Here is a 24,472-nt window from a genome sequence, read left to right as displayed (position 1 = left end):
TATTAAAAATGAAATACATGAAAAAAAGATTGATCACCTTGTTAGCATTAGTACCTTTTGCAGCTTTAGCCCAGCAACAGTACACCATCAATGCAACAATAAGTAAAATTAAACTTCCAGCTACGGCTTATTTGGCATATCAAGAGCAGGGACGTATGAAATATGACTCTGCTGCCGTTCAGCCGGATGGTAAGTTTATGATTAAAGGCACCGTATCTATGCCAATGAAAGCCTTTGTATTGCTGGGGCAGAATGGTGAAAATTTAAAGTCGAGGCCTAACCCGGATCAGATCGCAATTTACCTGGAAAATGGCATTATTGAAATAAATACGCCTGATTCATTAATCAGGGCAAAAATTTCTGGTACACCTTTAAATCAGGACCAGCAGGAGCTTATCTCTTCATTAATGTCAATTAAGCACACAGAAGCCCAAATGAATGCGGACTATAAAAAACTAGCCGACAACAATAAGGAGAAAGCAAAATTACAAGCATTACTTGAGCGCCTGGCAGACAGCAGAATGCAGGTGCAGGAAAGCTATATCAGGAAACACCCCAATTCGTTGGTGAGTTTAAACTTGCTGCGCAGCACTATAGATCCGAACCAATACCCGGAAAAAGCCACTGTCTTATTCAACAGTTTAAACGCTGATTTAAAGGCTTCTGTTGCCGGACAATCCTTTTTAAGTAAAATTGGAAAAGCGAAAGCGCTAACCGTTGGCAACATGGCACCCGATTTTATATTAAAGAACACCAAAGATCAGGATGTAAGTTTATCCTCATTCAAAGGTAAATATGTGTTGGTAGATTTTTGGGCAAGCTGGTGCGGACCTTGCAGAAAGGAGAACCCAAACCTGGTTAAAGCGTATGAAAAGTATAAGTCAAAAAACTTCACGGTCCTTGGCGTATCCTTAGACGGGGGCGAAAATGCTAAAGCGAAATGGATGGATGCCATCGTTAAAGACGGCCTGAACTGGACGCAAGTATCTGATCTTAAAGGATGGGCAAGTTATGCCGCTCAACTCTACCACATCAATGCCGTACCCGCCAATTTTTTGCTGGACCCAACAGGGAAGATCATTGGAAGAGATTTGCGTGGCGATGAGCTTAATAAAAAACTAGCAACTTTACTTTAACCGCGATGGGATTTATGAAACGTTTTTTAACCCTTAGCACAGCCGCACTCTTATGCTTAACCACAAATTTGTTTGCTCAGTTGCGCTTAAGCGGTGACATCAAAGCCATAGGAAATTCGAAACTAATGATCAAATATTATGAAAGATCTACCAAAAAAGATACTTCATTGAAAATTACTGATGGAAAATTTGTCTGGCGCGCACCAGTAACCGAATCGCAAAAAATCACCCTGATCTTTCCAGGCAGGGCAATTTCTATTTTCGTTGATCCGGGAGAAATGACTATAAAGGGAAGCAGGGATTCAGTAGATAACCTTCAGGTAAGTGGTTCGAAAACAAATGACGAAGCTGTTGCCTATGCGCAAATGTCGAGTTCTCTAACAGATGAGGCTAACATGGTTGCTTCACAATATGGAAAGGTAAGTGAGATTGAGGAGTTGGAACGCCAGAAAAGGTATTCAGACATTGCGAAAAAGAAAATGGAAATGGCCATTCAGTATATCAGTACCCATAGTGGAAGTGCGTACAGTTTAAACCTGGCTACAGAACATTGCAGAATAGGCACTTACGAAAGCGTGCTAAAGATGTACGACTTGCTAAATAAAAAAATGCAGTCAACCTCAGAAGGAAAGCGCATCGCTGAGCGCCTGGTGATACTTAAGCGTAGTGCGATCGGTGAAAAGGTGAAGGATTTTACCCTGAGTGATCATGAGGGTAAGCCAATTGATATCACGACGTATAAAGGTAAGTATGTGCTGATTGATTTTTGGGCAAGCTGGTGTTCTCCTTGCCGCAAAGAAATCCCCAATCTGATTAAAAACTATAGTGCTTTTAAAGATCAAAATTTTACCATTTTAAGCATTTCCCTTGACGACAGTCGTGATGAATGGCTGCATGCATTAGCCGCGCTAAAAATGCCCTGGACGCAGCTTGTTGACCTGAAAGCCTGGAATGGAGAACTTGCTACATATTACGGAATACTGGCAATTCCAAGTTCTTTATTGATTGATCCCAAGGGAAACATCGTTGCGAAAGATTTAAGAGGTATAGAGTTAACTAAAAAGCTTACTGAATTAATAAGTGATCACAACCAGGTGAACCACGGCTTAGATATACATTAAATATGCGCTCAGTATAAAGAGGCTGGATCATTAATTTTTGAAACGGCCTCTAATACTAAAAACGTATCACATTGAAAAAATCAGTGATCACAAATTTATTACCTGAACTTGCCAGGTCTTGAAAGATGAGTTTACCCAGGTGTTTCCGTGCGCTTGCACGAATAGTCCGCTTTCAGAAAGCCCATGATCTTCTGCAAGCTCACCGATCTCTGATATTGCCCTCTCATCATCGCTGGTACAAAACACAACTCTTCTACTCATAAGAATATAGCATGGCCGCATTAACCTCTGTTATAGTAAACATTACGTTTTTTTGAGTTCGCTTCTTCAGACCCCAGGGAATCATGAGAGATTATTCAATAGACTATTGATAATGCCACGTGACGCAATTGCTCAACGGGTACCTAAATTTTAATAAAAAGATCTGCCAATTTTTCCAGCGTCTTTTCACCAAACTGTGCATTACCCAGATTAGTGGTTACAGCAATCACCATACCCTGATCAGAGTAAATCAATAAAAAGGCCCGCCCACCATACGCTACACCGCCATGATGAACGATCTTTCTTCCCTTACTGTCAGTACCGCTCCTAAAACCTAATCCGTACCCGGTATCCTTGCCATTTGATAATTTCTGACTCGTCATTAGTAGTGCGGCCGTGGAAGGCTTGATGAATTTCCCGGTAATTAACGCCGATCCCATCAGAACCATATCAGTTGGTGTAGAAAGGAAGCCGCCGCCAGCCCATTTATAGCTTACATCTTCAAATGGTGAGCGTATGACTTGCTGGTTCTTTTTGCTCCACTGGTAATAACTTGTTCTTCCACTGATTATGCTATCCTGATAGTCTGGTACGGTTTTAGTCATTTTCAGTGGGTTAAATAGTTCCTGCTGCATCAATTCGACAAAACTTTTGCCAGATGCCTTTTCCATTGCAGCACTTAAAAGCACAAAACCGTAGGAAGAATAGTTATAACGGGTGCCTGGCTCAAACAGCAGGCTGTCATTCTTAAAAACCATCAGACTTGAAGTAACATCGGTATAATGCTCCTTATGTATATAATCAGTAGAATCATTCTCTTTATAATGACGGATACCGCCCAGGTGCCCTGCCAGCTGTTTTAAGGTAATGGTATATTTTTTTTGTGGGAACAAAGGCAAATAGTGTTGGACGGTCTGGTCTAAATCGATCTTGCCCTCATCCTTCATCCTGGCAAGGGCAACTGAGGTAATGGATTTGGACACGCTTCCTACACGGAAACGCGAATCGATGGTCACTTTTACTTTATTGTCAAGATCTGCATAGCCGAACGCTTCTTTCCAGATGATATCACCTTTGATGGCTACGGCTACTGATAGACCAGGTATGTGCTGGTCCGTCATCAGACTGTCCACGAATTTGCGGGCTTGTACAATGGCTTTCGCAAACTTTTTTGTTTGCGCGTGAGCCGAAAGACTAAAACTTAAAAAAATAACGACGGAAATACCTCTGAAAAAATTTTGGTTGAACATAAGTTTTTAATCAAAATTAACAACCTGAACCCGGCTTGTATAGAATGGATTTAGCGTATTTAAATTTCCTGGTAAAAGGTAGGTAGCACACCTGTGCACTCTTTAAATGCACGAATAAAATGGCTTTGGTCGGCAAATCCACAGGTAAAGGCAACTTCGGCAAGTGTATGCTTTTCGGATTTGATAAGAGGTAGTGAGTGTTCTATTTTTAGCTTCCTGATATACTGACCAAGTGTACATCCCCAGTATTTTTTGAAATACTTAGATATCGTAACCGGATGTGCACCTGCTGCTAATGCTAACGCAGATAGCGTGATTTTTGTGCTCACATTGTCCCGTAAATACTCCCCGGTCCTTTTTACCCATACCGGTAAATCATTTCTATTGATATTACCTGCCGTTCCACAGACCAGTTGTAGAAAAGCGGATTGAATGGACAAGCCAGTGCAATCATCGTTTACCTGCATTTCACGATGTAGCTGCAAAAGCAGGAAACCTGTATCCGGGCTGTTTTGAATAGCCAGGTTAATGTTTTGTTCCCTGAGGTCGAAATGATCGAAAATCATGGGTTCTATCTCCAAATTAATGTGCCTCGAAAAACGGGAAACATTCAATACCTGATGGGCTTCTCCAGCATGGTAAAAGGTGACGTGGCCGGGTTGACGATAATACGCTTCTCTTTTCTTTTCAGTGCAGTTACCTGACAGCACCAAACTTAGGTGAGCATTCTCATGAAAGTGCCGGACACCATTAAAACGCTGTTCAGGATAAGATGTACGGCAACAAATTAGGCCATCACCTATATATTGATCAATAACGTTACCAGAATAACAGCCTTTATTAAGTTCCTGCATAAACACGCTTTTTCGCTTTAAATAAGATGTTGTTTTGGACAAAATGTTACAACTGAATGTTCAAAACTGATCATCAGTATGTCGCTGTCTCAATCTCCAGCATTTTTAATTGGTTTCATTGCCTTGCCCCACATAATTAAAAAGGTAACTCTTTTTGTATATAACCAGGGGCAATGCATTTAATTTACAACCTGGAAAACCATATCTGCAACACAACATTTAGCGTTTACTGACAGTTAAAAAATCAAAGGACCACAATATCCAATATAACACATAATTTACGCTAAATGACTTGCTATAAATAAACGTTATAGATACATTTAATAATTATTCTAACCAAAATGAAAAAATTATTTTACTTGTTTATCCTGATCAGTTTATCAGCTGCTGTTCATGCGCAAAGTGGCCGGTCGGTTTTGGATTTTGATCAAAACTGGACGTTTAACCTGGGCGACGTACCTAACGGTCAAAATGTTGATTTTAATAATGCCAGCTGGCGAAAATTAAATTTACCTCATGACTGGAGCATAGAGGGCGAATTTAAAAAGGAAAACCCGGCCACTGTGGAAGGAGGCGCTTTACCAGGCGGTATTGGCTGGTACCGTAAAACCTTTACCGTCCCGCAAACTGATAAAGACAAATTGATCTACATTGCTTTTGACGGTGTTTATCAAAAAAGCGATGTGTGGATAAACGGCCATCATTTAGGTTATAGACCAAATGGTTATATCAGTTTCAGATATGAACTTACGCCATATTTAAATTATGGCGGTAAAAATGTGATCGCTGTAAAGGCTGATAATTCTTTACAGCCAAATTCACGCTGGTACTCCGGTTCAGGCATTTACCGCAATGTTTGGCTGATCAGTACCAACAAAATTGCCGTTAACCACTGGGGTACTTTTGTAACCACACCAAAGGTAAGCGCCAGCCATGCCGATGTTAACCTGAGCGTTAGCATAAAAAACGCGGAAGGCAATACTAAAACTGCTACTGTTATCAGCAGCATTTATGCCAATGGTAAAGTAGTAGCAAGCAAAACCCTTAAAGGCGTTAGCTTAAAGGATACGGTTACTACTGTAAGCCAAAATTTCGGTGTTAATAACCCGGTATTATGGTCGGTTAACAAACCGTTCCTGTATAAAGTACAAACTAAAATATTGGTGAATAATGTGGTGGTTGATCAGTATGAAACGCCGTTGGGTATCCGTTATTTCAATTTTGATGTGGATAAGGGCTTTAGCCTGAATGGTGTTTACATGAAAATAAACGGCGTTTGCCAACACCATGACCTGGGCGCATTGGGCACCGCATTTAATGTGCACGCGCTGGAAAGGCAGTTTAAAATATTAAAGGAAATGGGCGTAAATGCGATACGCACCTCGCACAACCCACCTGCACCAGCGTTTTTAGACCTTGCAGACCGCATGGGCCTGATTATTATGGACGAAGCATTTGATGTATGGCAGATTCATAAGAGGCCTCAGTTCGATTCTCATCTTTTCTTTAATGAATGGCACAAACGCGACCTGACCGATCAGATACTGCGCGACAGGAACCACCCTTCGGTGATGATATGGAGTATTGGTAATGAAATACCCGAGCAAAGAGATACCAGCGCGACACGTATAGCCCGCGAGCTTGCCGGTATTATCCACGAACTGGATACCACAAGGCCAATCACTACCGGAAATAACGAACCCGGCCCTGGCAATAAAATTGTTGAATCGGGCGCTGTTGACCTGTTAGGCTACAATTACCATAACGATAAACTGGCCAATTTCCAGAAGGATTACCCCGGTAAAAAATTCATTGGTACCGAAACTGCTTCGGCGCTGGAAAGCCGTGGTGTTTACAATACTTCGCCCGATACCATTAAACGATGGCCGGGAGGCGGGGTTGTTAATGGCAAAAAGGTAAGATGGGCCATGAATGCTGATCATACCGTTAACGCTTATGATAATATTTCGGCACCCTGGGGTCATACCCACGAGGAAACCTGGAAAATATATAAAAAATATGCTTTTCTGTCCGGCCAGTTCATCTGGACTGGGTTCGATTATATAGGCGAACCATGGCCTTACCAATGGCCATCCCGCAGTTCATACTTCGGGATAGTAGATCTGGCGGGCTTCCCTAAGGATGTTTATTATATGTACCAAGGCGAATGGACTAATAAAACAGTGCTCCACTTATTACCACACTGGAACTGGGAAGCTGGTAAAATAGTTGATGTTTGGGCCTATTATAGTAATGCCGATGAGGTTGAACTGTTTTTGAACGGCAAATCATTAGGTACAAAATCAAAACAGGGCGACGATCTGCACATTGCCTGGAAAGTAAACTATGCGCCGGGTACCTTAAAGGCCATATCGCGTAAAAATGGCAAGGTGGTTTTAACTACCGAAGTTAAAACTGCAGGTCCACCTGCCAGGATAGAATTAAGTGCAGACAGGAGCATCATACGTTCAAACGATCATGACCTTTCTTTTATCACGGTTAAAATTGTAGATAAGAATGGCATAATGGTGCCGAATGCAGATAATGATGTCAAATTCAAATTATCAGGAGCCGATAGCTTCCTGGCAGGTGTTGATAATGGAAGTCAAACCAGCCATGAATCGTTCAAAGCCGATCATCGTAAAGCATTCAATGGCTTGGCCCTGGCAATTATTGGCGCTAAAAATAAACCGGGTACAGTAACCATAACAGCAACCGCCGATGGCTTAACTTCTGCATCGTTGCCAATTACCATTAAATAAACCAATTGGTAATCAGCATCAGAAAAACAAAAAACCGTCGCCGAATTTCTTCGTTTGACGGTTTTTTTTTTAGTGGGCCCACCTGGGCGCTTCTCGAACCACTTGTTGTCTGATTCAGCTTTAATCACTGATTTAGCTAAAAAAAATTGCTTGAGATTTTACGGACAATCTAAGGGTCTTTACTAAGTTTGCTTAGGTAAATTTTATCTCATTGGAGTGATTTAAATTATAAATTATGTATTTAAAAAACACCTTGTGCTCTTAGAGTATTCATGTAAAACATAAAACAATGCTTGCCAACCGAAATTTAACCCTCACTAGCGCAAGTCTTAGTGGGTAGGGGAATGTGGGCTGTCTGACTTGTGCCGCATAATACTTAGAGCTATTAATTTAACGAAAGCACAAGTCAGTCCTTTGCTTAGGCCGGGGCTCTAAGACTTGCGCTAGATGGGGATTTAATTTCATTTGGATAAAATATTTAAAAAAGCCATAGTGTATGAAATTGACACCCATCGTAAATGTTTGCGGTTCACTAATTCTCATCCGATTAATGGTGTCAATTCCTTTACAACTATTATTTTAACCGTCAATTCAGAACCTTTGAGTGAGAAACTATTGTCAAAAAATGTTTCGGATTGGAGAAACAATTTTACGAGAAACAAAAAAAAGTTTCTCCTGATTTTGTTTCTCTGAGAAATCATTGGCATCAGACTGATAATGGCCAGCATCGCAAATTTCGCACATTAAAAAACTCCTGTATGAATGTGATAACGCTCGCCCCACGCGGGTGCTTAGTCGTAAAACAGAAAAAAAGAAACGAATATACCTTAAGCCTTAACTGGGTGGCGTGAGCTAATAATCCCAAAAACACAAGCTAATATTAAAAAACACCCTGCCAAAATGGATAAAACAACAGGTAATTGTGGGTTATGCAATACAGCTTTCGTTAACGCTAGACCAGCTATAAGAAAGTGGGTTAAATTTCCGATTGCAATTGGCTTGTTATAAATACCACCTATTAATGCGCCTTTCGCCATCCAGTTCAACAATGCAAAAGCGCAGTATGCAGCACCTAATAATTGCAGGATAAGCGTTATAATTGCTGAACTACTTATACCTAATGAACTCATCACTAGGTCAGGTGCAAAACTTAGGAATATCCCTATAATTGCTAACAGAATAGCTGTTAATGTCATTATCAATTTTGTATTCATATGTAGTTTAATTTATTACCATCTATGCCTTGTCCAGACTGTCCTTAATATTTTCCAGGCCTGATATAAGTAAATTTAGCTCCTCTAATTGATTTTTCTGCTTCTTCACTTTGTTCCAAAGTGTTATTCCAAATAAATATATCGTCGTTATACCAAAAGCTGTAAATCTAAAAGTTGCGCTTGCAGTTTCGGTGATCTCCCATATGTACATAATCAATGCCATCCATAGTAGCACAACATAAATGAATGTATATCTTTCGAGTATATTCTTTTGCCAGCTTAGCCTTTTAATCTGTTGCTGTATATATTCTTGACTGCTATCGTCCAGGCCTACTTTTCTAAAATTATAACTTCTCCAGCTGACTACTGAAAACAATAGCATCAGCATATACATACAAGCTATACTCACTTTGAAAGGCATTCCGTATTGTTCATGGAAGGTAAAATATACCCATCCTATTGCCACCATCGCAGTAATAAAGCCCAGGCTCATCCTGATATTACTTTTTAAAAGCTTTTGTTGATTCCTTGCCCATCTGTTCTTTTGAACCTCAAATAATTTAGGATTAGGCTGAACCCCGACGCGCTGTGCCTGCCAGCTTTTTTGAATATCTTCGAATTCCATTATCTTCTGATTTGCATGAGTTTAAGTAAACGTGCTTTAATACGATTAATTTTTACGCCTACCTGGTTGACGTTGGTTCCCGTTATTTCTGCAATTTCTTTATAGCTTTTGTTTTCCAGGACCAAGGAGATGATGAGCTTGTTTTCAGATTCAAGTTGGCTAATACAATATCGCAGATGGTCCAACTGAATTTCCTGTTCAATTTTTTGGGGCATAGTATCCTCATAAGGAAATTGAACTTCCTCAGGCAGGGAAGGATGGTCGTGCTTTTTATTCTTTAAATTATAACTTATAGCCGTATTCACTGCCACCCGATAGATCCAGGTACTTACTTTCGCCTTGCCCGAAAAATTGTGCATGCTTATCCAGATCTGATATAGTATTTCCTGGTAAAGATCATTTGCGTGAGAAATATCATAGAGATAAGCCCTGCAAATCCTATAGATACTGGCATGGTTATCCTTTACTAACTGATTAAAATCTTTTTCCTGTTTATCCGGCATTTTAAATTTTAACCTGTTTTAATGAAACGATCATCTGATTAAAAAACCACCTAGTCACACCGTGCATACATTGCCAAAATGATGAATAATTCATTGTCATAACTTTAGTGTTTTCTATTTAGTAAGCATAAAGGGAAATTACTTACAGTATAAGTTCAATTATTTTTTGAGAAAATATTAAGATCCGCTTTGAATCCTACCTTTTCCAAATGTTTTAAATCCAACTCCGAAAGGCTAGGAACGGTAAGAATAAGAAAATACTTTGGTCGGGATTAGCTTTTATGTTTGTAATAAAACAAACCCAAATTTGCTTATAGTTTGTAACAAAACAAAGCCGCATAGAATGCCTTATTGGTTTTTCTAAAGAATTAATATAAAAATTGTGTACTTGGAACTAGAAACAGATACAAAAAAAGCCGTTTTTCTTATCGAAAAACGGCTTTCTAAGCAGTGGGCCCACCTGGGCTCGAACCAGGGACCAAAAGATTATGAGTCTTTTGACAATGTAATTAAATGCTATCAAATAAGACCAATGTACTCATTAACAGCATTTTAAATTCAAATAAATTTGCAAAAAACCATTTAAAACCGGATATTGTCGTACCTATTTCGTACCAATATGTCTGTAATCAAAGTCGTTCTAAGAAACAAGCCAAAAGCAGATGGCACACGCCCTCTCGCAATTCGAATTTATAAAGATGGGAAAGAGTCTTATATCTATTTAGGATATTATCTTGATCCCGAGCATTGGGATGCTAAAGCCCAGAGAGTAAAAAAACCTCACAGTAATATCACTAGATTTAATAATCTCATTGCTCAAAGAGTTGCCGAGGCAATGGAAAAAGTCCTTGAAGTAGACGCCTCTGTTGAGAATGCATCTGCCAGTTTAATGAAGCAAAAAGTAAAGCCGACAGGCGGGCAAAAATTCTATGCACAAGCCGATCTGTATTTAGAAACGCTAAAAGAAGCAGGTAAATTTAATCGATACACAGCGGATAAATCAAAATCTCAACACTTCAAAGATTTTGTTGGCCATGATTTACCTTTCTCAGAGGTTACCGTTGCTCTGCTTGAGCGCTTTAAGCATTATTTAATGACTAAATTAGAGGTAAGTGAGAGAACTGCGATCAATCATTGGGTCTTTGTTCGATCTATCTTTAGCCAAGCAATAAAAAACGGCGTTGCAGATGCTAAACATTACCCTTTTGGAAGAGGTAAAATTGTTATCAAGTTTCCTGAAACAAAAAAGGTTGGTTTATCAATTGAGGACATTCAAAAGCTTGAACAGCTCGAATTAAAATATCCGGTACAGAACCATGTACGTAACCTTTGGTTGTTTTCCTTTTATATGGGCGGAATGCGTGGCTCCGATATACTCCGTTTAAGATGGTCAGATTTCGAAAATGGCCGTCTATATTATACAATGGGTAAAAACTCAAAAACGGTTAATTTTAAAGTTCCCGAAAAAGCAATGATCATCCTTGAAAATTATAAATCGAACCGAACAAATTTTGACGATTTGATATTTCCAGAATTAAAAGATTTAAAAAATTTGGATGATACGTTTGAAGTTCAACGCAAAATAATGAACGCTATTTGTCGCCTAGATAAAATACTGACAAAGAAGGTTGCAGCTAAGGCAAAGATAACGGCTAAAATAACAATGCATATCGCTCGTCATAGTTTTGGAAGAATAGCGGGCGACACTATTGCACTAACAACAGCACAAAAGTTGTTTCGTCATTCAGATATCACGACGACAATGGGCTATATGAATAACTTCATCCACAAAGATGAAGATGAAGCGTTGGACGCTGTAGTCAATTTCAAAAATTCTGCAAATGATAACGGTAGAGTAAAACAGGCCAAAAGATTACGCGCTATGTAGCGTAGGTAAGATTGAAAATATAATTTAAAGGAACCTGATACTATTTATCTGGTTCCTTTAATAATAACAACCAGCAATCCTTATTATTATTATTCCTTGCCTAATTTCTCAACTTCATCCTGTAATTCCTGATCCCAAATAAACTCCATGTCGAATTTACCTGTCGAGAATAAAGTGAACACAGCCCGGTTCCATTTGTTATTGCCTCCCTCTGTTGTAATTTCGTGGAGTTCGATTAAATCAAATGTTAATTGAAAATCGAATTCATCAACATCAATTTGTTTCTCGTTATTTTGGTCATTAATATATGTTCCGGTATTGCTCGTCATTCCTCCCAATACCTCTATATTCAATATCGCTTTTTGCCAATCTTCTTTGATAACTGTGTTGATATTGCTGCCAATGGCTTCATATATTTTATCAACCGTCATATAGAATCTCTGCTTTGTCTGCTGTAGGAATTGGAAGTTATTTTGTTGAAATGATATTATTCAACCAATCTGGTATTAAACCTTTCTCGCGAGGGAACGTATTTAAGTCATCAATAAACTTATCTGGGCTAGGCTCGTATTTAAATTCAGGTTTCTCATCATAATCAAAATTTATGTTAAATTTTCCGTCACCATTAACAGATATGATACTACTATACCATGCCCCTTTATCAGGCGATAACTTGTACATTTCTTCTCTTAACTTTTTAACTTTAAGAGTAATGTCTTCTCCGTTCGCTTCAGGATCAAATGAAACTATTTGTCCATTTTCCTCATAAAACGCTTTAATGGATATCATTTTATTTATGGCAAAAATATTTATAGTGAAACTATCCCAATTATCGGATGAGATATTGGAATTTGAAATTTGTATTATCTGATTTATAAGATTATTTGTAGTATCCATGGACTTTAAATGTTAATTAAAAATAGTTAATTTTTCTGTAATTCCGTCTATTGTTTCTGTTATTTTGAACGCTGAAGGTCGTATTGTATTATCTGAATATATCGGCTCGATTTTAACTTTGACAGACTTTCCGTTCTTTAATTGTTCAGCCCAGTTTTTCTCCATTTGGCCCCATTCTCCCTTATGATAATTATTTACCGCCCCATCCATTGGCACTAAATTTTCTTTTCCACCAGCGCCTCCAAACTGATCACCTATTAAGTGACCGCCTTGATCTTCCGTCAATCTACCATCTGCCTTACCAACAGTTCTTTGTGCGTAGGGATTTCTACCGCCTTTTTCTAATTTTAATTCTCCTTCAACTTCATTTATTCGACCACTTTTGTCTGTTTTATATTTATACCCATTAACTTCATAATCCTGATTTGGTTTTAATCGCTTAACTTTTGAACCGTCTTCTAAAATAACGGTTTCAAATTGTGCCTTCTTTGTAGCAGAAACCACCTCACCAAGTGTCCGGGCACTCTTTGCTTTTTCTGCCGCGCTGGCTGCTTCAGCTGCTTTTGCAGCAGCATTGGCTTCTTCGGCCATTTTTGCTAATCTTGCCGCTTCAGCTGTTTTGGATAATACATTAGCCGCTTCACCTGTCTTAGAAAGTACGTTTGCCGCTTCTGCCCCACTTACCACGGCTTTCGCTTCACCAACGCCCGTAAACATCAGTGCAGCTTCAAAGCCACCGCGTCCGGTGTATCTACCCCAATCACGCGGACTTTGTTTTACTGCCCAATCTTTGGCATCTTTCAGCGCTTCGCCAGTTTTATTCAGGGCAGTACCAGCTGCCTTTTGCACATTTCCGGGTGTGGTTACCCAATTATAGGCATTTACGTGTGCTTGCCCAAAATCTTTTACTACTTTTTCGACATTCCCGTCAGTGGTAACCCAGTCTGCCGCACTGCTTACAGCGTTTTTGGTCGCAACGGCAGCATCTTTTATTTTGCCTGCGGTTTCGGTTGGATGGGTTACAGCATGTAACGCGGCTCCTCTGGCTTTGTCACCCATTTCGCCCAGGAATAAAAGTCCTTCACCAATGCCTTTTACTCCACCATAAATACCTTCGTTAATACCGAGTTTAAAATTTTCGTATTTACCGTAAATACCACCAATTTTATTGTTGGCTTTTTCCTGTGCATCAAAACCTTTCTGGAACCAGTCATCAACCTTTGCGCCAAGGCTTTTAACCTGTCTGCTTTTCATTGCCGATACATTTGCATCAATAGCCGCCAAGGCCGCCGCTACAGTAAAATGAATTCCAATTTTACCACCCAATGCACACGGTAGCTTGGAATCTTCAAGCAGCTTGCGATATGGACCGATGGTGATACTCTCCTGCACCCCTTGCCACAATAATGGTATGGGTTGGCATTTCGTTTTGGTGATGGAACAAATGCCAAGGCAGGGAATGTTCACCATCGGTATCTTATCCCCTTCCGTGGCTGATTGCTTGCCATAGAGGCTTACATTTTTATGGTTGGTTACCTTCAGGTTTCCGTAGCCCAACCCTTTATCGCATACTAAATATGCACCGTTTGGAACGTATTTTTTTGCCATGACTAATTGTTTAATGGTGTAAGAATACAACTGCTCCGGTACATCAGCACGCCTTCAATTGCGTATTGCGTTAACTGGGAAGATTGTACAGGTAAACTATTTCTATCGAACTCATAACTTTCTAAATGAAAGCCTTCTACATGTCCGTTGAGGTTATAGATATCCAGTAATTGGCTGAACAATTCGGTCACGCCGTCCTGATCAAAATTTTCCCTGTCTATTTCTCCATCTATTTTTATGACGCAACTGTTCTGTTCTTCATCGTATTCAGTCAACGTAACCGCTGTTTTAAAAGGTAATGCTATTGGGCCAAAGGCATTAGGTATTTCACGCTGGCCGCTAAAGGAATAATTTTCACTCTTACTAAAATTTTGTCCTAATAGCCCCGGTAACAAAGCATGGTAAAGATAAGATGACCGTATCGCGCCACTTAATCCATCATCCATATAGAGCAGTAAAACGGCATTATTCACCAATTCTTTATTCTGCTCATTATCTGCATATTTTTTAGCCAGCTCCGGCCTTATTTTAAGCCATTCATCTTTAATCTGAGGCAGGTTGGTTACTTGTAATATTTTGCCCTGAATATCAGTCTCCACAACAATGTTTTTTCTCAATCTGGCCATGCTTAGATCAACTGCATCCGTTCCATCATTTTTAAGCTGCCATTGCTTTAATATTTGAACAGAAAACAGGTTGCTTACTCCTGTCTTTTTTTCAACCAAAAGCCGCACATCGGTTTTTATTACATTATGATAATGATAATCATCAACTGTATAGCTAATCTGTTGCTCTATTCTGTAATTCGCCGAAGTACCTTCTTTTAATCCAACATTTACTGGATAGGTTTCTTTATACAGCATGGCTAACTTTTATTGATTTCTACCTTTCCACCATTTAAAGAAGCAGTAGCAGCAGCGCCTATAGTCAGGTTCTTTTGTCCGTCAATCGTAAAATCGTTTTCTGACGCGGCAAGGTTCATCGCCTTGGCCTCGGCATCTATCAGATCCTTTGCCTCAATGGTAATGGTTTCTCCCTTTATATCGATGGTTTTTGTTGCAGCAGCCGCCTGTTCAGGTGTGGCACCTCCAGCCGGAGCAAGATTGCCCATCGTTATTTTTGGCGACTGGATATCGATGCTTTCGGAAAAATCAACACTTAGTGATTTACCTGTAATAGAAACATGTCCGTCTTTATCCATTGTTATCGTACTTAGACCTGTATGGATAACAATTTTGCTTCCTGCCTGTGCCGTAAGCAAAGCCTGTCCGTTTTTAATATTGATGAAGTTCGCCGCATTGGTGCCCATATTAAGGGCGTGGTTTAAATCATCGAAAGTTAAAGCACTGCCTTTCCTTGAAGTGAGGCCTTTGGTATTGCTGTTTTTAAAGCCGCTACTATCGCCACTTTTGCCGTGGTAGACACTCCCCATTACGACAGGACGGGCAACATTGCCTTCTTCAAAAGCGATGACCACCTGATCGCCTTTTTCAGGGATTACGTGAAAACCTCGGTTTTTGCCTGTGTCGCCACTTCCTGCATTGGGGCTAACAACCCTCAGCCATTCAGTAAGATCATTTGTTAAACATTCCCATTTGAATTTTACTTTGATACGGCCTTGTCCTTGTGGATCGTCATTATCAATTACGTCGGCCAGTTGCATGTCTGGTTGTGGCTTCTTATAATTTTTTACTAAAATACGCTCGGTAGTAGCCTCCAATCCTTCAAAAGTATTGGTATACTTACCAGCAACATCGATATGGTGGTTAATGCCAGTGATCAGGAATTTGCCCAGGCTTTCAGTCATAAAAGCAATTTCCTGTCTGACGCTCATGGTGATTTCGGCAATGCTGCCGAGGGCAAGCTCTGCATTATCACCTTTGGCACTGATCTTTAACAGTTCAGAGATATTGGCTTTTTCTTCGTTTTCAACATGGCTTTTAATATCATTGCTGTTGTCAACCCTGATCATCGAGGGCTGGTTAAATGTTTTGCTATACATGGAATTGGAAGCCTGTATCGCATGTGCAAGATCGGGGCTTCCACTTGTGGCTCCGCTGCTTTCATTTTCCAGCATTTCGTCCTGCTTTGGATTATAGGCAAAACGTTTATGCTTTATGGGTGCAACGCCTATGGAATATTCCAGGCTCTGTACATCGCGCCCGTAGAATAGTGCCACGTCTTTCTGTTTATCGGGCTTGCCGAAGTTAAGTTGTGTGCCATCGTAATAAAACCATTCGTGATATTCACCGGAGAGGCGGTTCAAAAACTCAAAATCACTTTCTTTATACTGGATCAGATAATCTATCGGTTCTTTACGGCTGGCATTGCTCACTATTTTTAAATCGTTTGCAGGAGTGTCCTTTGTAGCCAATTTGACAATTTCATTCAGGTCTTTAGCCAGATATGAACCCAAATCTGGGCCACGATCTATCAAAATGGTAGGGCTGTAGCCACTCACAACAATTACTCCATGATAGCCATGTTCCTGCGCTAGTTCCACTTTGGTTACCAGGCCTGCAAATTCTTGCATTCTATCAGCTTGGTGTCCAAATGATGCGGTAAGTGTTTTACCGACAAAATTCCTGCTGTCGTCAAGACGTATCAGACCAGGGAGTGCGAGTTGATCATGCTTAAACCGAAGTTCAAAATAATGATGGTTGTTAAATTGCTGTTTGAGATCGAAGGAATCAAAGTGTGTGATGGATTTACCTTCGATATTAATTTCGGCGATTAGTCCGTGTTCCATAAGAGGTTTCTTTAGTAAAAGCCGTTATTAAATAACTATGCAAGCTTTCGTCTTTTAATACTGGGGTAATGGTGGAAAGACTTTAATTAAGCAGACAGGGAGCTATTAGCAGCCTGTCTGCTCTTGTAGTTGTAAGATATTAGGGGGAGATATTTTAAGCTTTAGGCCAGTCGTTTTCGTGTTCTGCATTGCCTAATTTCAGCTTACGTGCAGATACCACAAAGCTTAAAGTCATCGGGGTGTTATCATTTACCGCAATGCCTTCATTGTACTGGATAATATAACCATCCTCAAAAGACAATTCTTTCATCTTCGCATCTTCTTCGCCTTTTTTAAAGGTAATGGTGCCGGATTGTGGTTTATATTGATTGTTGACCATTGATTCGATTACCGATGTGTCTTCGGTCGATTCAATTTCGATGTTGATCGTTCCACCATAAACGCCAGAGGAAGGACGGCCTTTTGCGTCAACATCTCTGTTTAATGAAAAGCTGCATTGTAATACATCAAATTCTTTTGATCCTAAATTTAAACGGGTTTTAAATGCCATGATAATTCTTTTTAAGTTGAAAGATGAATAATTCTGGTATGCCTTAAACTGTAAATTACAGATTAAGCTTTTGGCCAGTCGTTAAGGTGCTCCGCATTTCCTAATTTCAGCTTGCGTGCAGAAATCTGGAACTTCAGTGTCATCGGATGATCACCCACAATGTTGATCCCCTCGGAATACTTAACAATGTAGCCGTCCTGAAACTCTACTTCTTTCATTTTGGCATCCTCTTCTGTTTTCTTGATCAGAAGTGTTCCTGTAATAGGTTTGTACTGGTTGTTTACCATCGCTTCGATAATTGAGGTATCTTCGGTTGACTCGATCTCAATATCGATGGTACCGCCGTAAACTCCGGAAGAAGGTCTCCCTTTTGCATCTACATCACGGTTTAATGCATAGGCACAGTGAAGCACATCGTACTCCTTGCCTGAAAAATTTAATCTAGCTTTGAAAGCCATAAGTTTAAAATTTAAAAGGTGTAAAAATTAATTATTTTATTTAGTAGCATCCGCTTCTAACAAATAATACAAAAACCAAACCAATTATTTTGTAAATAGCTAATTACCAGAGTTAAATAAAATTGTATCTTATTTCTCATGTAAGAGGTAAATGCTTTTACGTAGTAGAAAATCGCTATTTTTTATACGATAATCAGCAGAAATCAAAAGATGAAGAAAAGATATTTTTTTATCAACTATATTAATTTGATTAAACGATTAGTTCTAAGAGGTCGTAATTCTATAAAATGTGTATTTTACTCCACACGCGATTGGGGAAAATTTCCGCACATTGGGGTGTGTCAGAGAAAGATATCTTGATACCAGATATCCTGTTTTTTGGAAAAATTATATAGTCGTTGTTTATGGATTATACTTTCATAATTCCAAGGAACAACAATTGGGTAATGAAAATCACACAAAAGCACCAGGGGCACGAGCCGGAAATTTAAATCTCGTGGGTTATTGTTGCGTGCGATAATAATCTTTTGGGCGTGCCCCTAAAGGGTCGGGCTTTTGCTGCAATCTTTTATTCGTGCCTCATAAAAGGATTTCCACGACAATCCCTCACGCGCAGGGTGCAGAGAATAGCAAAGCCCCGAAAATAATATCAGGGCTTGTGCTTATATTTTTCTATAAACGCTTATAGGAACTGTTGGAAATCTTATCCAAAATGGTTTTAATCGGGATAGGCTGACCGTTCAGCTTTTTGCCACCGCCAACAAAAAAACCGTTCGTACTTCCTGGGCTTATATTATAAAGGTAAATCAGGTCAATAATCTGTTTGCCGTCTTTGTCTTTTTGCGCCGGATCTATTACCTGAAACACCGCTTTGGTAGAATCCAAATCGGATTCCTTGTATTCCCTTGGCACTACGTTTTCTATTTCTATGAAGTATGAATATGGATCAAGGTCAATCAGCTGATAGATTGGCTTTGCAACTTCAAATCTTTTGGGGATGATCTTTACCGTGTTGCCTTTTGTGGAATATTTGACTGAATTATCAAACATAAAATCAACACCTAACTGTATTATTTTATCGTTGTTGGCATCCAAATCCACACCAGCCGCCCAAGCAATCTTGTTCCTGAATACGTAGCCTTTGTTTGTGCTGCCTGTTCCGCCTGTATTACCTCCGGTATTTCCATTATCAGGTGGCGGCGGTGTTACAGTAGATAGAGGATTAGGCACCGGATCATTACCTTTACCGCAGGAGGATAGTTCAGTTACCGACATTACAATAAGGATTGATGCTATCAATCTGTACAAACCCTGTTTGTACAAAATTGGTTTACTGGATAATTTCATTGTTTTGAGGTTATTTTGAAAAACTGGCTTTTTTAAATTCTACAGCATCCGCTCTGGTCTGGGGTATCATCAGAATATTACCGCCTTTTTCAAGATATCTGATAATGGCAAATGAGCCATCAATCTTACCGATCAGCGTATGATCACTGTTAGAGTATTCGAAATTAACTGCCTTGGCGGATTTATTGCTGCTGATCTGGTAGCCGCCTTTCTCGTATGAGATAAACAGCATAAAGTTTTTTGGTAAAATCCTGTTATCAACGGGTTGCCAAATCCCGAGGAACTTTTTTCCAGTTTGCGCAAAACAGTTTGTAATGGAAATAAACAATACAATTATTAAAAGATATTTTTTCACGACGTTTGATTGATTGGTTACAAAATGAATTTGGAGGGCTCTTTAAGCGGTAATGTTTTCTGTATGCTTATCTGAATTAAGTTTTTTAAGCAAAATAATATCCGTTATTAGCCAAACGATAAGGGCAAACAGCATCCATTTATCAATAGTCAGTAGATAATATTTCGCCCCTATCGGCATCTTGAAAGTAGGATTGTAAAAAATAACCCCAATGATGCAAAGAGCGGCAAAGATTTTTTTCTTGGCTTTCCAGTAGAAGTAACACAGAACAATAAACGAGATACCGCTTGCAAAGTGCACCGTTTGATATGGGATAAAGGAAACATTTAAAATTCCTGAAAATAACATCAAGGCAATCAGTATTTTGAAAACCATGATCTTTTTAAGTGATTTATGATCCATTTTTGTACGTTTAAAGAGGTTTAGAAATTTTCTAGAATTATCTGACTGTAAATGGGAAAGCTTCGAATATCTGCCCGGTAGCTGAACGCCCAGTAAAGAAATATTCTCCGGTTTCTAGTTCTGTTGCGACTTCCAGTTTATATACACTGGAATTGAGTGCCACAGGATTTATGGCGATTGAATATTTCGAAACATTGTTTTTGTTAAAAATCTTTGCAGATGATAATTTGCCAAGTCGTTTGCCTTTTTTTACTTCCGCTTTGTACAGATTTAAGATTGGTGTTTGTCCTTCGCCAACATACGCTACAAAGGATATTGGAGAACCTTTTGTGAAAACGGTATTCGAAGTTTCGCCCTCCAGTTCCAGATTGGTTTCACTTCCCCCGTAACCTAGTGCTTTTAGTTTTGTTTTCAGTTCTGCGCTACCTTTTTCCAATGGTTTGTAGCTTTTAGAACTGCTTTCGAAGTAATACGGGTGCATAAGCGATTTAACAGCTGCAAGATTGCCATCCGGTTTATTGGCAGGCGCAGGATTGGCTGTAGTTTTTCCAGCCATCTTTGAAATGACACCATTTGTTACGCCCTGCTTCTTTAGGGCCAGAATAGCACTTGTTGAAGTATCAAATTTTGTATCGGAATTTTCAATCGTCCTGATGATGATCGATTCAGATAAACCAGCCTTTGTCAGTGCAACAACATTGGCATTCGTAATTACTTCGGTTTTCGTCTGGGCAAAACCGTTTGCGCATGCCAATACGATCAGCAGCACGGGTGTTAAAAGAAATTTTTTCATTAAAATGAGCTAAATAGTGTCTTTAGCCCCTTTCAGACGGTTATAAATAACAAGCGCGGGGCATCATTAGCTTCCACGCCCTAGGAAAGCGTACGCACGAATGAAAACTACCCCACGCTATGACGTGACGATACCCCTAACTCGTGCGTTTTTTTGCTTGGTGAATTTCCTAGGTTCGGAAGCTTAAAACGAGTTCGCTTATAGTAAAAATACAATCTAAGGTACGAACAAAACTGATACCCGCCTAAAACTGAATGAAAATATTTCCCAGGTCTCCTAAGAAGGATAGAATGGAACCATGAGCGGATAAACGCAGCTATTCAAACTACATCAGTTTTAAAGCATAATTTCCATTTTAGAAAACGGCCATGAAAAGAAAAAGGAATAGCAATTTCTTACTATCCCTTATCTAAATTAACGCTCTCAAAAGCTAAGATAACATTTATTGCAGAGTTTTATAACCTGAAACAATATTTTATCATTTAATGTAATAAATGTTATCTTTGAGTATATACAATTGATTGTCAGTTAAATGATTTAAATATCTGCTTCAGAGGCGCCGCAAAGCAAACAGCCCTAGGATTTATCTAGGGCTGTTTTGTTTTTAAAATCCTAAATTGAAATTACCATTTTTGATTTATTCTTAGTAAAAACTCTTAACAATAACATAACACTAATTTATAGTAATATTTCATTTTCTTTTTTGTAAATTTCAATACAAAAACTAAAGATTATGTCAGTGTATTCAGACTGGGCCAATACCTCAAATGAGATGGCCAAAGAAATTTGTAAAGATGAAAAAGTAGAGAAATTTGTTAGTGGTGTAGCACCAGCAATAGTTCGGAAAGGGGTCACTCTAGCAACCGGATACCCGGCAATAGGAGACGCTGCAGGTGCAGTTACAAGTGGGCTTTCACGATCACATAGCAAGCCAGTTGCAGAAGTCGTGACAAGTGTTGGACTTGATATCGCTATTTGTGCAGCATCTGTTGTTGCTGCTCCTGTGATAGCAGGAGTCCTAATTTGGGAAGCATTTTTTGGTGATTAGGTTTTTCTAAATTTAGTAAAAGAACTAGTGGAAGTTTCGTGATTATTTCAATTAAATATTGGATATCAATATTGATAAATATTCAAGTCCGATAGTCTATACGTCATTGCTGGAACACTCACTTCAAACACTCGAGCCAGTATAAAATAAAGCGGAATCAGTCAGGCGACCCTTTTTTATTAAACTTAATTTATATATAAAATGTGTTAAAAACTATATTTTTAAATTACTAAAAATATTAGCAATTTTGTTATTGAAAATACGTTGGTATAGGACTATAATCATAATATAGTTCTACGTATAGGACTATTTTCATTGAATGTTGATTGGTGCCGTTGTAGCTGTTTCCTAACTTATAACTATTAGTATATCCCGCTGTTTCTTTGGTTTCCATCCACATTCTATCCCTAATGAGATTGTAACAATGGAAACAAAACAGGATATCATCAACCGTTTGAGAAAAGAAATCCTCGCCAAGCAAGGTTTTAAACCAGATCTGGCAAGCACTTCGCATATCAAAGGTTTATCAGAGATAGAGGCTGCGTTTCCAAATGGTGTATTTCCAACCGGAATGATCCATGAAATGCTTTTTCATGAAGGAGAAGAAGCAGCAGCTTGCAGCGGATTTCTTGGTGCATTGCTTTCATCGCTTACTGTTCCCGAAAGTATCATTTTATGGATAAGCGTAGGCCGTAATCTTTTTCCACCATCAATAAAAATCTTTGGGATAGAACCCCATCAAATTGTTTTTGTTGATGCTACACAGGAAAAGCAGGTTTTGTGGGCTTTGGAAGAGGGCTTAAAATGCCAGGGCATAACCGCCGTCGTCGCCGAACTACGTGAACTTTCGTTTAGTCAGTCCAAAAGGCTGCAACTGGCAATTGAAGAAAGCCATGTGACAGGCTTTGTATTGCGCACGGATGCCACCAAACTAAGTACAACGACCTGTGTGTCCAGATGGCAGATTTCAGCACTTCCAAGTGAGACAAATGACGGAATGCCCGGCGTTGGATTTCCAAAGTGGAATGTTGAACTTCTTAGGGTGCGTAACGGGCAACCGGGTAAATGGGAAGTTGGATGGCATGGCAATCAGTTCCAGATCGCCCAAGAAGAAGCGAAAAAGGCAATCAATTATGAAAAACTAGGGAGGTTACGTGCATAAACGGTATATGTCCCTCTGGTTTCCAATGCTTAAAACGGATTGGAAAACAATTCGTCAGCCTGAACTGGCGAAAGTTCCTTTTGTATTCTCAACTTCCGAGAAAAACCGATTGATTATTTCTGCGTGTAACAGTGTTGCCCGTTCCAGTGGGTTGCATATAGGTATGCGCTTGGCTGATGCAAAAGCAATCCTGCCAGATTTATGTGTACAGCAGGATAGCGAAGACAGGGAATTAAAACTACTGAAGGCTATTGGCGAATGGTGTATTCGTTATACACCGCTCGTTTCGCTAGACCTGCCAGATGGGCTAATCTTCGATTGTACGGGCTGCACCCATCTTTGGGGGGGCGAAGAAAACTATATCAGGGAAATCAAAACCCGTTTTAAAAGTAAAGGCTATACAGTCAGGGCGGCCATTGCCGATACGATTGGTACAGCATGGGCAATGGCAAGATTTTCTAAAAACACTGTTATTGAAGCCAATTCCCAAAAGTTGGCAATGTCGAATTTACCACCATCTGCGCTAAGGTTGGATGATGTGACGTTAGAGAAATTGCGGAAGCTGGGATTTAGGACAATCCATTCATTTTCGGCAATCCCTAATTCAAACCTGCGGCGCCGTTTCGGTGATTTATTATTGCTGCGGCTGATGCAAGCTTATGGCGAGATTGAGGAAAATTTTAGACCCCTGGATGTTCCTGAACCATATCAGGAGAGGCTTGCTGCGCTTGAGCCAATCCGTACAAGGGTCGGCATAGAAATAGCGATCAGGGAGCTTTTAAATATGATGTGCAACCGTCTTGTAGGGGAAGGAAAAGGCATAAGGAATGCCCTATTAAAAACGTTTCGTATTGATGGCAAACAACAAGCTGTTGATATTGGAACCAATCAGGCAACATGCAACGTTGACCACCTGTTTAAATTGTTTGAGCAGAAAATCGAAACAATAAGGCCAGCGTTAGGCATAGAATTATTTGTTCTGGAAGTAACACTAATTGGAGAGGCTGATACCAGCCAGAAATCTTTATGGACAGGCAAAACAGGATTGGCAGATAATGGTGTATTGGAACTGTTGGACAAACTGGCTGGCAAAATAGGCAGCAAGGCTATCAAGCGGTACTTGCCACAGGAACGCTATTGGCCTGAAAGGTCAATCAAGCAGACGAATGATTTAAAAGAAATCCCACAAACGTACTGGTCTACAGATGCGCTACGCCCGACACAGCTGCTTAGCAAGCCGGAAGTAATTTTAGTGACAGCCCCCATACCGGATTATCCGCCAATGAATTTCCGTTATAAGGATGACCTGCATATCGTAAAGCGGGCAGACGGCCCAGAACGGATAGAGCGCGAGTGGTGGTTGGATAAAGGGGAACACCGCGACTATTACATTGTTGAAGATCAGCACGGCAAACGATACTGGCTTTATCGATCCGGCCACTATGGCGCAGATCAGACGCAATGGTTTTTACATGGATTTTTCGCTTAA

At 39.7% G+C, this 24,472-nt stretch carries 23 protein-coding genes; 7 read left to right on the top strand and 16 right to left on the bottom strand.

The window, feature by feature from the left end; all coding sequences use genetic code 11:
* Nucleotides 1-17: 17 nt before the first annotated feature.
* Together OQX63_RS17435 and OQX63_RS17430 are read left to right on the top strand one after the other, a co-directional pair.
* Complete coding sequence (locus tag OQX63_RS17435) at nucleotides 18-1,136, top strand: TlpA disulfide reductase family protein (protein WP_265852099.1); 1,119 nt, start codon at nucleotides 18-20, stop codon at nucleotides 1,134-1,136.
* Between the two features lie 14 nt (nucleotides 1,137-1,150).
* The gene (locus OQX63_RS17430) at nucleotides 1,151-2,257 is read left to right on the top strand and encodes a TlpA disulfide reductase family protein (RefSeq protein ID WP_265852098.1); all 1,107 of its coding nucleotides are present in this window, start codon (nucleotides 1,151-1,153) and stop codon (nucleotides 2,255-2,257) included.
* Between the two features lie 404 nt (nucleotides 2,258-2,661).
* Here OQX63_RS17430 and OQX63_RS17425 read toward each other — a convergent pair whose 3' ends face one another.
* Nucleotides 2,662-3,768 carry a serine hydrolase domain-containing protein gene (locus OQX63_RS17425; protein ID WP_265852097.1) on the bottom strand — a complete coding sequence of 369 codons (1,107 nt, stop codon included), beginning with the start codon at nucleotides 3,766-3,768 and terminating at the stop codon, nucleotides 2,662-2,664.
* Between the two features lie 59 nt (nucleotides 3,769-3,827).
* On the bottom strand, nucleotides 3,828-4,622 hold the full coding sequence (locus tag OQX63_RS17420) for an AraC family transcriptional regulator (protein WP_265852096.1): 795 nt from the start codon (nucleotides 4,620-4,622) through the stop codon (nucleotides 3,828-3,830).
* A gap of 341 nt (nucleotides 4,623-4,963) precedes the next feature.
* Here OQX63_RS17420 and galB point away from each other — a divergent pair, with 341 nt between their 5' ends.
* Nucleotides 4,964-7,384, top strand: a complete 2,421-nt coding sequence (gene galB, locus OQX63_RS17415) for a beta-galactosidase GalB (RefSeq protein ID WP_265852095.1) — start codon at nucleotides 4,964-4,966, stop codon at nucleotides 7,382-7,384.
* A gap of 827 nt (nucleotides 7,385-8,211) precedes the next feature.
* On the opposite strand, the gene OQX63_RS17410 is transcribed toward galB, so the two are convergent.
* Genes OQX63_RS17410 through OQX63_RS17400 form a run of 3 tightly spaced genes read right to left on the bottom strand, consistent with a single transcriptional unit; the run spans nucleotide 8,212 to nucleotide 9,726 of the window.
* Nucleotides 8,212-8,598 carry a hypothetical protein gene (locus OQX63_RS17410; protein ID WP_265852094.1) on the bottom strand — a complete coding sequence of 129 codons (387 nt, stop codon included), beginning with the start codon at nucleotides 8,596-8,598 and terminating at the stop codon, nucleotides 8,212-8,214.
* A 22-nt stretch (nucleotides 8,599-8,620) separates the two neighbouring features.
* The gene (locus tag OQX63_RS17405) at nucleotides 8,621-9,223 is read right to left on the bottom strand and encodes a hypothetical protein (RefSeq protein WP_265852093.1); all 603 of its coding nucleotides are present in this window, start codon (nucleotides 9,221-9,223) and stop codon (nucleotides 8,621-8,623) included.
* Nucleotides 9,223-9,726: an RNA polymerase sigma factor gene (locus tag OQX63_RS17400; protein WP_265852092.1), complete on the bottom strand. Its 504-nt coding sequence runs from the start codon at nucleotides 9,724-9,726 to the stop codon at nucleotides 9,223-9,225. The genes OQX63_RS17405 and OQX63_RS17400 overlap by 1 nt, the downstream gene beginning before the upstream one ends.
* Before the next feature lie 619 nt (nucleotides 9,727-10,345).
* Here OQX63_RS17400 and OQX63_RS17395 point away from each other — a divergent pair.
* Nucleotides 10,346-11,614: a site-specific integrase gene (locus OQX63_RS17395; RefSeq protein WP_265852091.1), complete on the top strand. Its 1,269-nt coding sequence runs from the start codon at nucleotides 10,346-10,348 to the stop codon at nucleotides 11,612-11,614.
* A gap of 89 nt (nucleotides 11,615-11,703) precedes the next feature.
* On the opposite strand, the gene OQX63_RS17390 is transcribed toward OQX63_RS17395, so the two are convergent.
* The 11 genes from OQX63_RS17390 to OQX63_RS17340 all read right to left on the bottom strand — a co-directional run bounded on the left by OQX63_RS17390 (nucleotide 11,704) and on the right by OQX63_RS17340 (nucleotide 20,773).
* Nucleotides 11,704-12,045: an immunity protein YezG family protein gene (locus OQX63_RS17390; RefSeq protein WP_265852090.1), complete on the bottom strand. Its 342-nt coding sequence runs from the start codon at nucleotides 12,043-12,045 to the stop codon at nucleotides 11,704-11,706.
* A 37-nt stretch (nucleotides 12,046-12,082) separates the two neighbouring features.
* Nucleotides 12,083-12,511, bottom strand: coding sequence for an immunity protein YezG family protein (locus tag OQX63_RS17385; protein ID WP_265852089.1), 429 nt, complete (start codon nucleotides 12,509-12,511; stop codon nucleotides 12,083-12,085).
* Nucleotides 12,512-12,523: 12 nt separating this feature from the next.
* Entirely contained in the window at nucleotides 12,524-14,119 is a 1,596-nt protein-coding gene (locus OQX63_RS17380) for a DNA/RNA non-specific endonuclease (RefSeq protein ID WP_265852088.1), read from the bottom strand.
* Between the two features lie 2 nt (nucleotides 14,120-14,121).
* The gene (locus OQX63_RS17375) at nucleotides 14,122-14,982 is read right to left on the bottom strand and encodes a hypothetical protein (protein ID WP_265852087.1); all 861 of its coding nucleotides are present in this window, start codon (nucleotides 14,980-14,982) and stop codon (nucleotides 14,122-14,124) included.
* A 2-nt stretch (nucleotides 14,983-14,984) separates the two neighbouring features.
* On the bottom strand, nucleotides 14,985-16,868 hold the full coding sequence (locus OQX63_RS17370; protein WP_265852086.1) for a type VI secretion system Vgr family protein: 1,884 nt from the start codon (nucleotides 16,866-16,868) through the stop codon (nucleotides 14,985-14,987).
* A 154-nt stretch (nucleotides 16,869-17,022) separates the two neighbouring features.
* Nucleotides 17,023-17,418: a type VI secretion system tube protein TssD gene (tssD, locus tag OQX63_RS17365; protein WP_265852085.1), complete on the bottom strand. Its 396-nt coding sequence runs from the start codon at nucleotides 17,416-17,418 to the stop codon at nucleotides 17,023-17,025.
* 62 nt (nucleotides 17,419-17,480) lie between these two features.
* The gene (tssD, locus tag OQX63_RS17360; RefSeq protein WP_121288057.1) at nucleotides 17,481-17,876 is read right to left on the bottom strand and encodes a type VI secretion system tube protein TssD; all 396 of its coding nucleotides are present in this window, start codon (nucleotides 17,874-17,876) and stop codon (nucleotides 17,481-17,483) included.
* A 672-nt stretch (nucleotides 17,877-18,548) separates the two neighbouring features.
* Nucleotides 18,549-19,223: a hypothetical protein gene (locus tag OQX63_RS17355; RefSeq protein WP_265852084.1), complete on the bottom strand. Its 675-nt coding sequence runs from the start codon at nucleotides 19,221-19,223 to the stop codon at nucleotides 18,549-18,551.
* A 10-nt stretch (nucleotides 19,224-19,233) separates the two neighbouring features.
* A complete protein-coding gene (locus tag OQX63_RS17350; protein WP_265852083.1) occupies nucleotides 19,234-19,455 on the bottom strand; it encodes a hypothetical protein in 222 nt (73 codons plus the stop codon).
* A 165-nt stretch (nucleotides 19,456-19,620) separates the two neighbouring features.
* The gene (locus OQX63_RS17345; protein WP_265852082.1) at nucleotides 19,621-19,980 is read right to left on the bottom strand and encodes a DUF6804 family protein; all 360 of its coding nucleotides are present in this window, start codon (nucleotides 19,978-19,980) and stop codon (nucleotides 19,621-19,623) included.
* 37 nt (nucleotides 19,981-20,017) lie between these two features.
* Nucleotides 20,018-20,773: a hypothetical protein gene (locus tag OQX63_RS17340; RefSeq protein ID WP_265852081.1), complete on the bottom strand. Its 756-nt coding sequence runs from the start codon at nucleotides 20,771-20,773 to the stop codon at nucleotides 20,018-20,020.
* Nucleotides 20,774-21,545: 772 nt separating this feature from the next.
* Here OQX63_RS17340 and OQX63_RS17335 point away from each other — a divergent pair.
* From OQX63_RS17335 to OQX63_RS17325, 3 genes are all read left to right on the top strand, one after another.
* Nucleotides 21,546-21,821: a hypothetical protein gene (locus OQX63_RS17335; protein ID WP_265852080.1), complete on the top strand. Its 276-nt coding sequence runs from the start codon at nucleotides 21,546-21,548 to the stop codon at nucleotides 21,819-21,821.
* 424 nt (nucleotides 21,822-22,245) lie between these two features.
* Nucleotides 22,246-22,983 carry an ImuA family protein gene (locus OQX63_RS17330; RefSeq protein ID WP_265852079.1) on the top strand — a complete coding sequence of 246 codons (738 nt, stop codon included), beginning with the start codon at nucleotides 22,246-22,248 and terminating at the stop codon, nucleotides 22,981-22,983.
* 25 nt (nucleotides 22,984-23,008) lie between these two features.
* Nucleotides 23,009-24,472, top strand: a complete 1,464-nt coding sequence (locus tag OQX63_RS17325) for a Y-family DNA polymerase (RefSeq protein ID WP_265852078.1) — start codon at nucleotides 23,009-23,011, stop codon at nucleotides 24,470-24,472.

The sequence above is a fragment of the Pedobacter sp. PF22-3 genome (assembly GCF_026239555.1).
In the GTDB taxonomy this organism is placed as follows: domain Bacteria; phylum Bacteroidota; class Bacteroidia; order Sphingobacteriales; family Sphingobacteriaceae; genus Pedobacter.
Note: the sequence above shows the minus strand (reverse complement) of the source record. Positions and strands in the feature narration are given on the sequence as shown.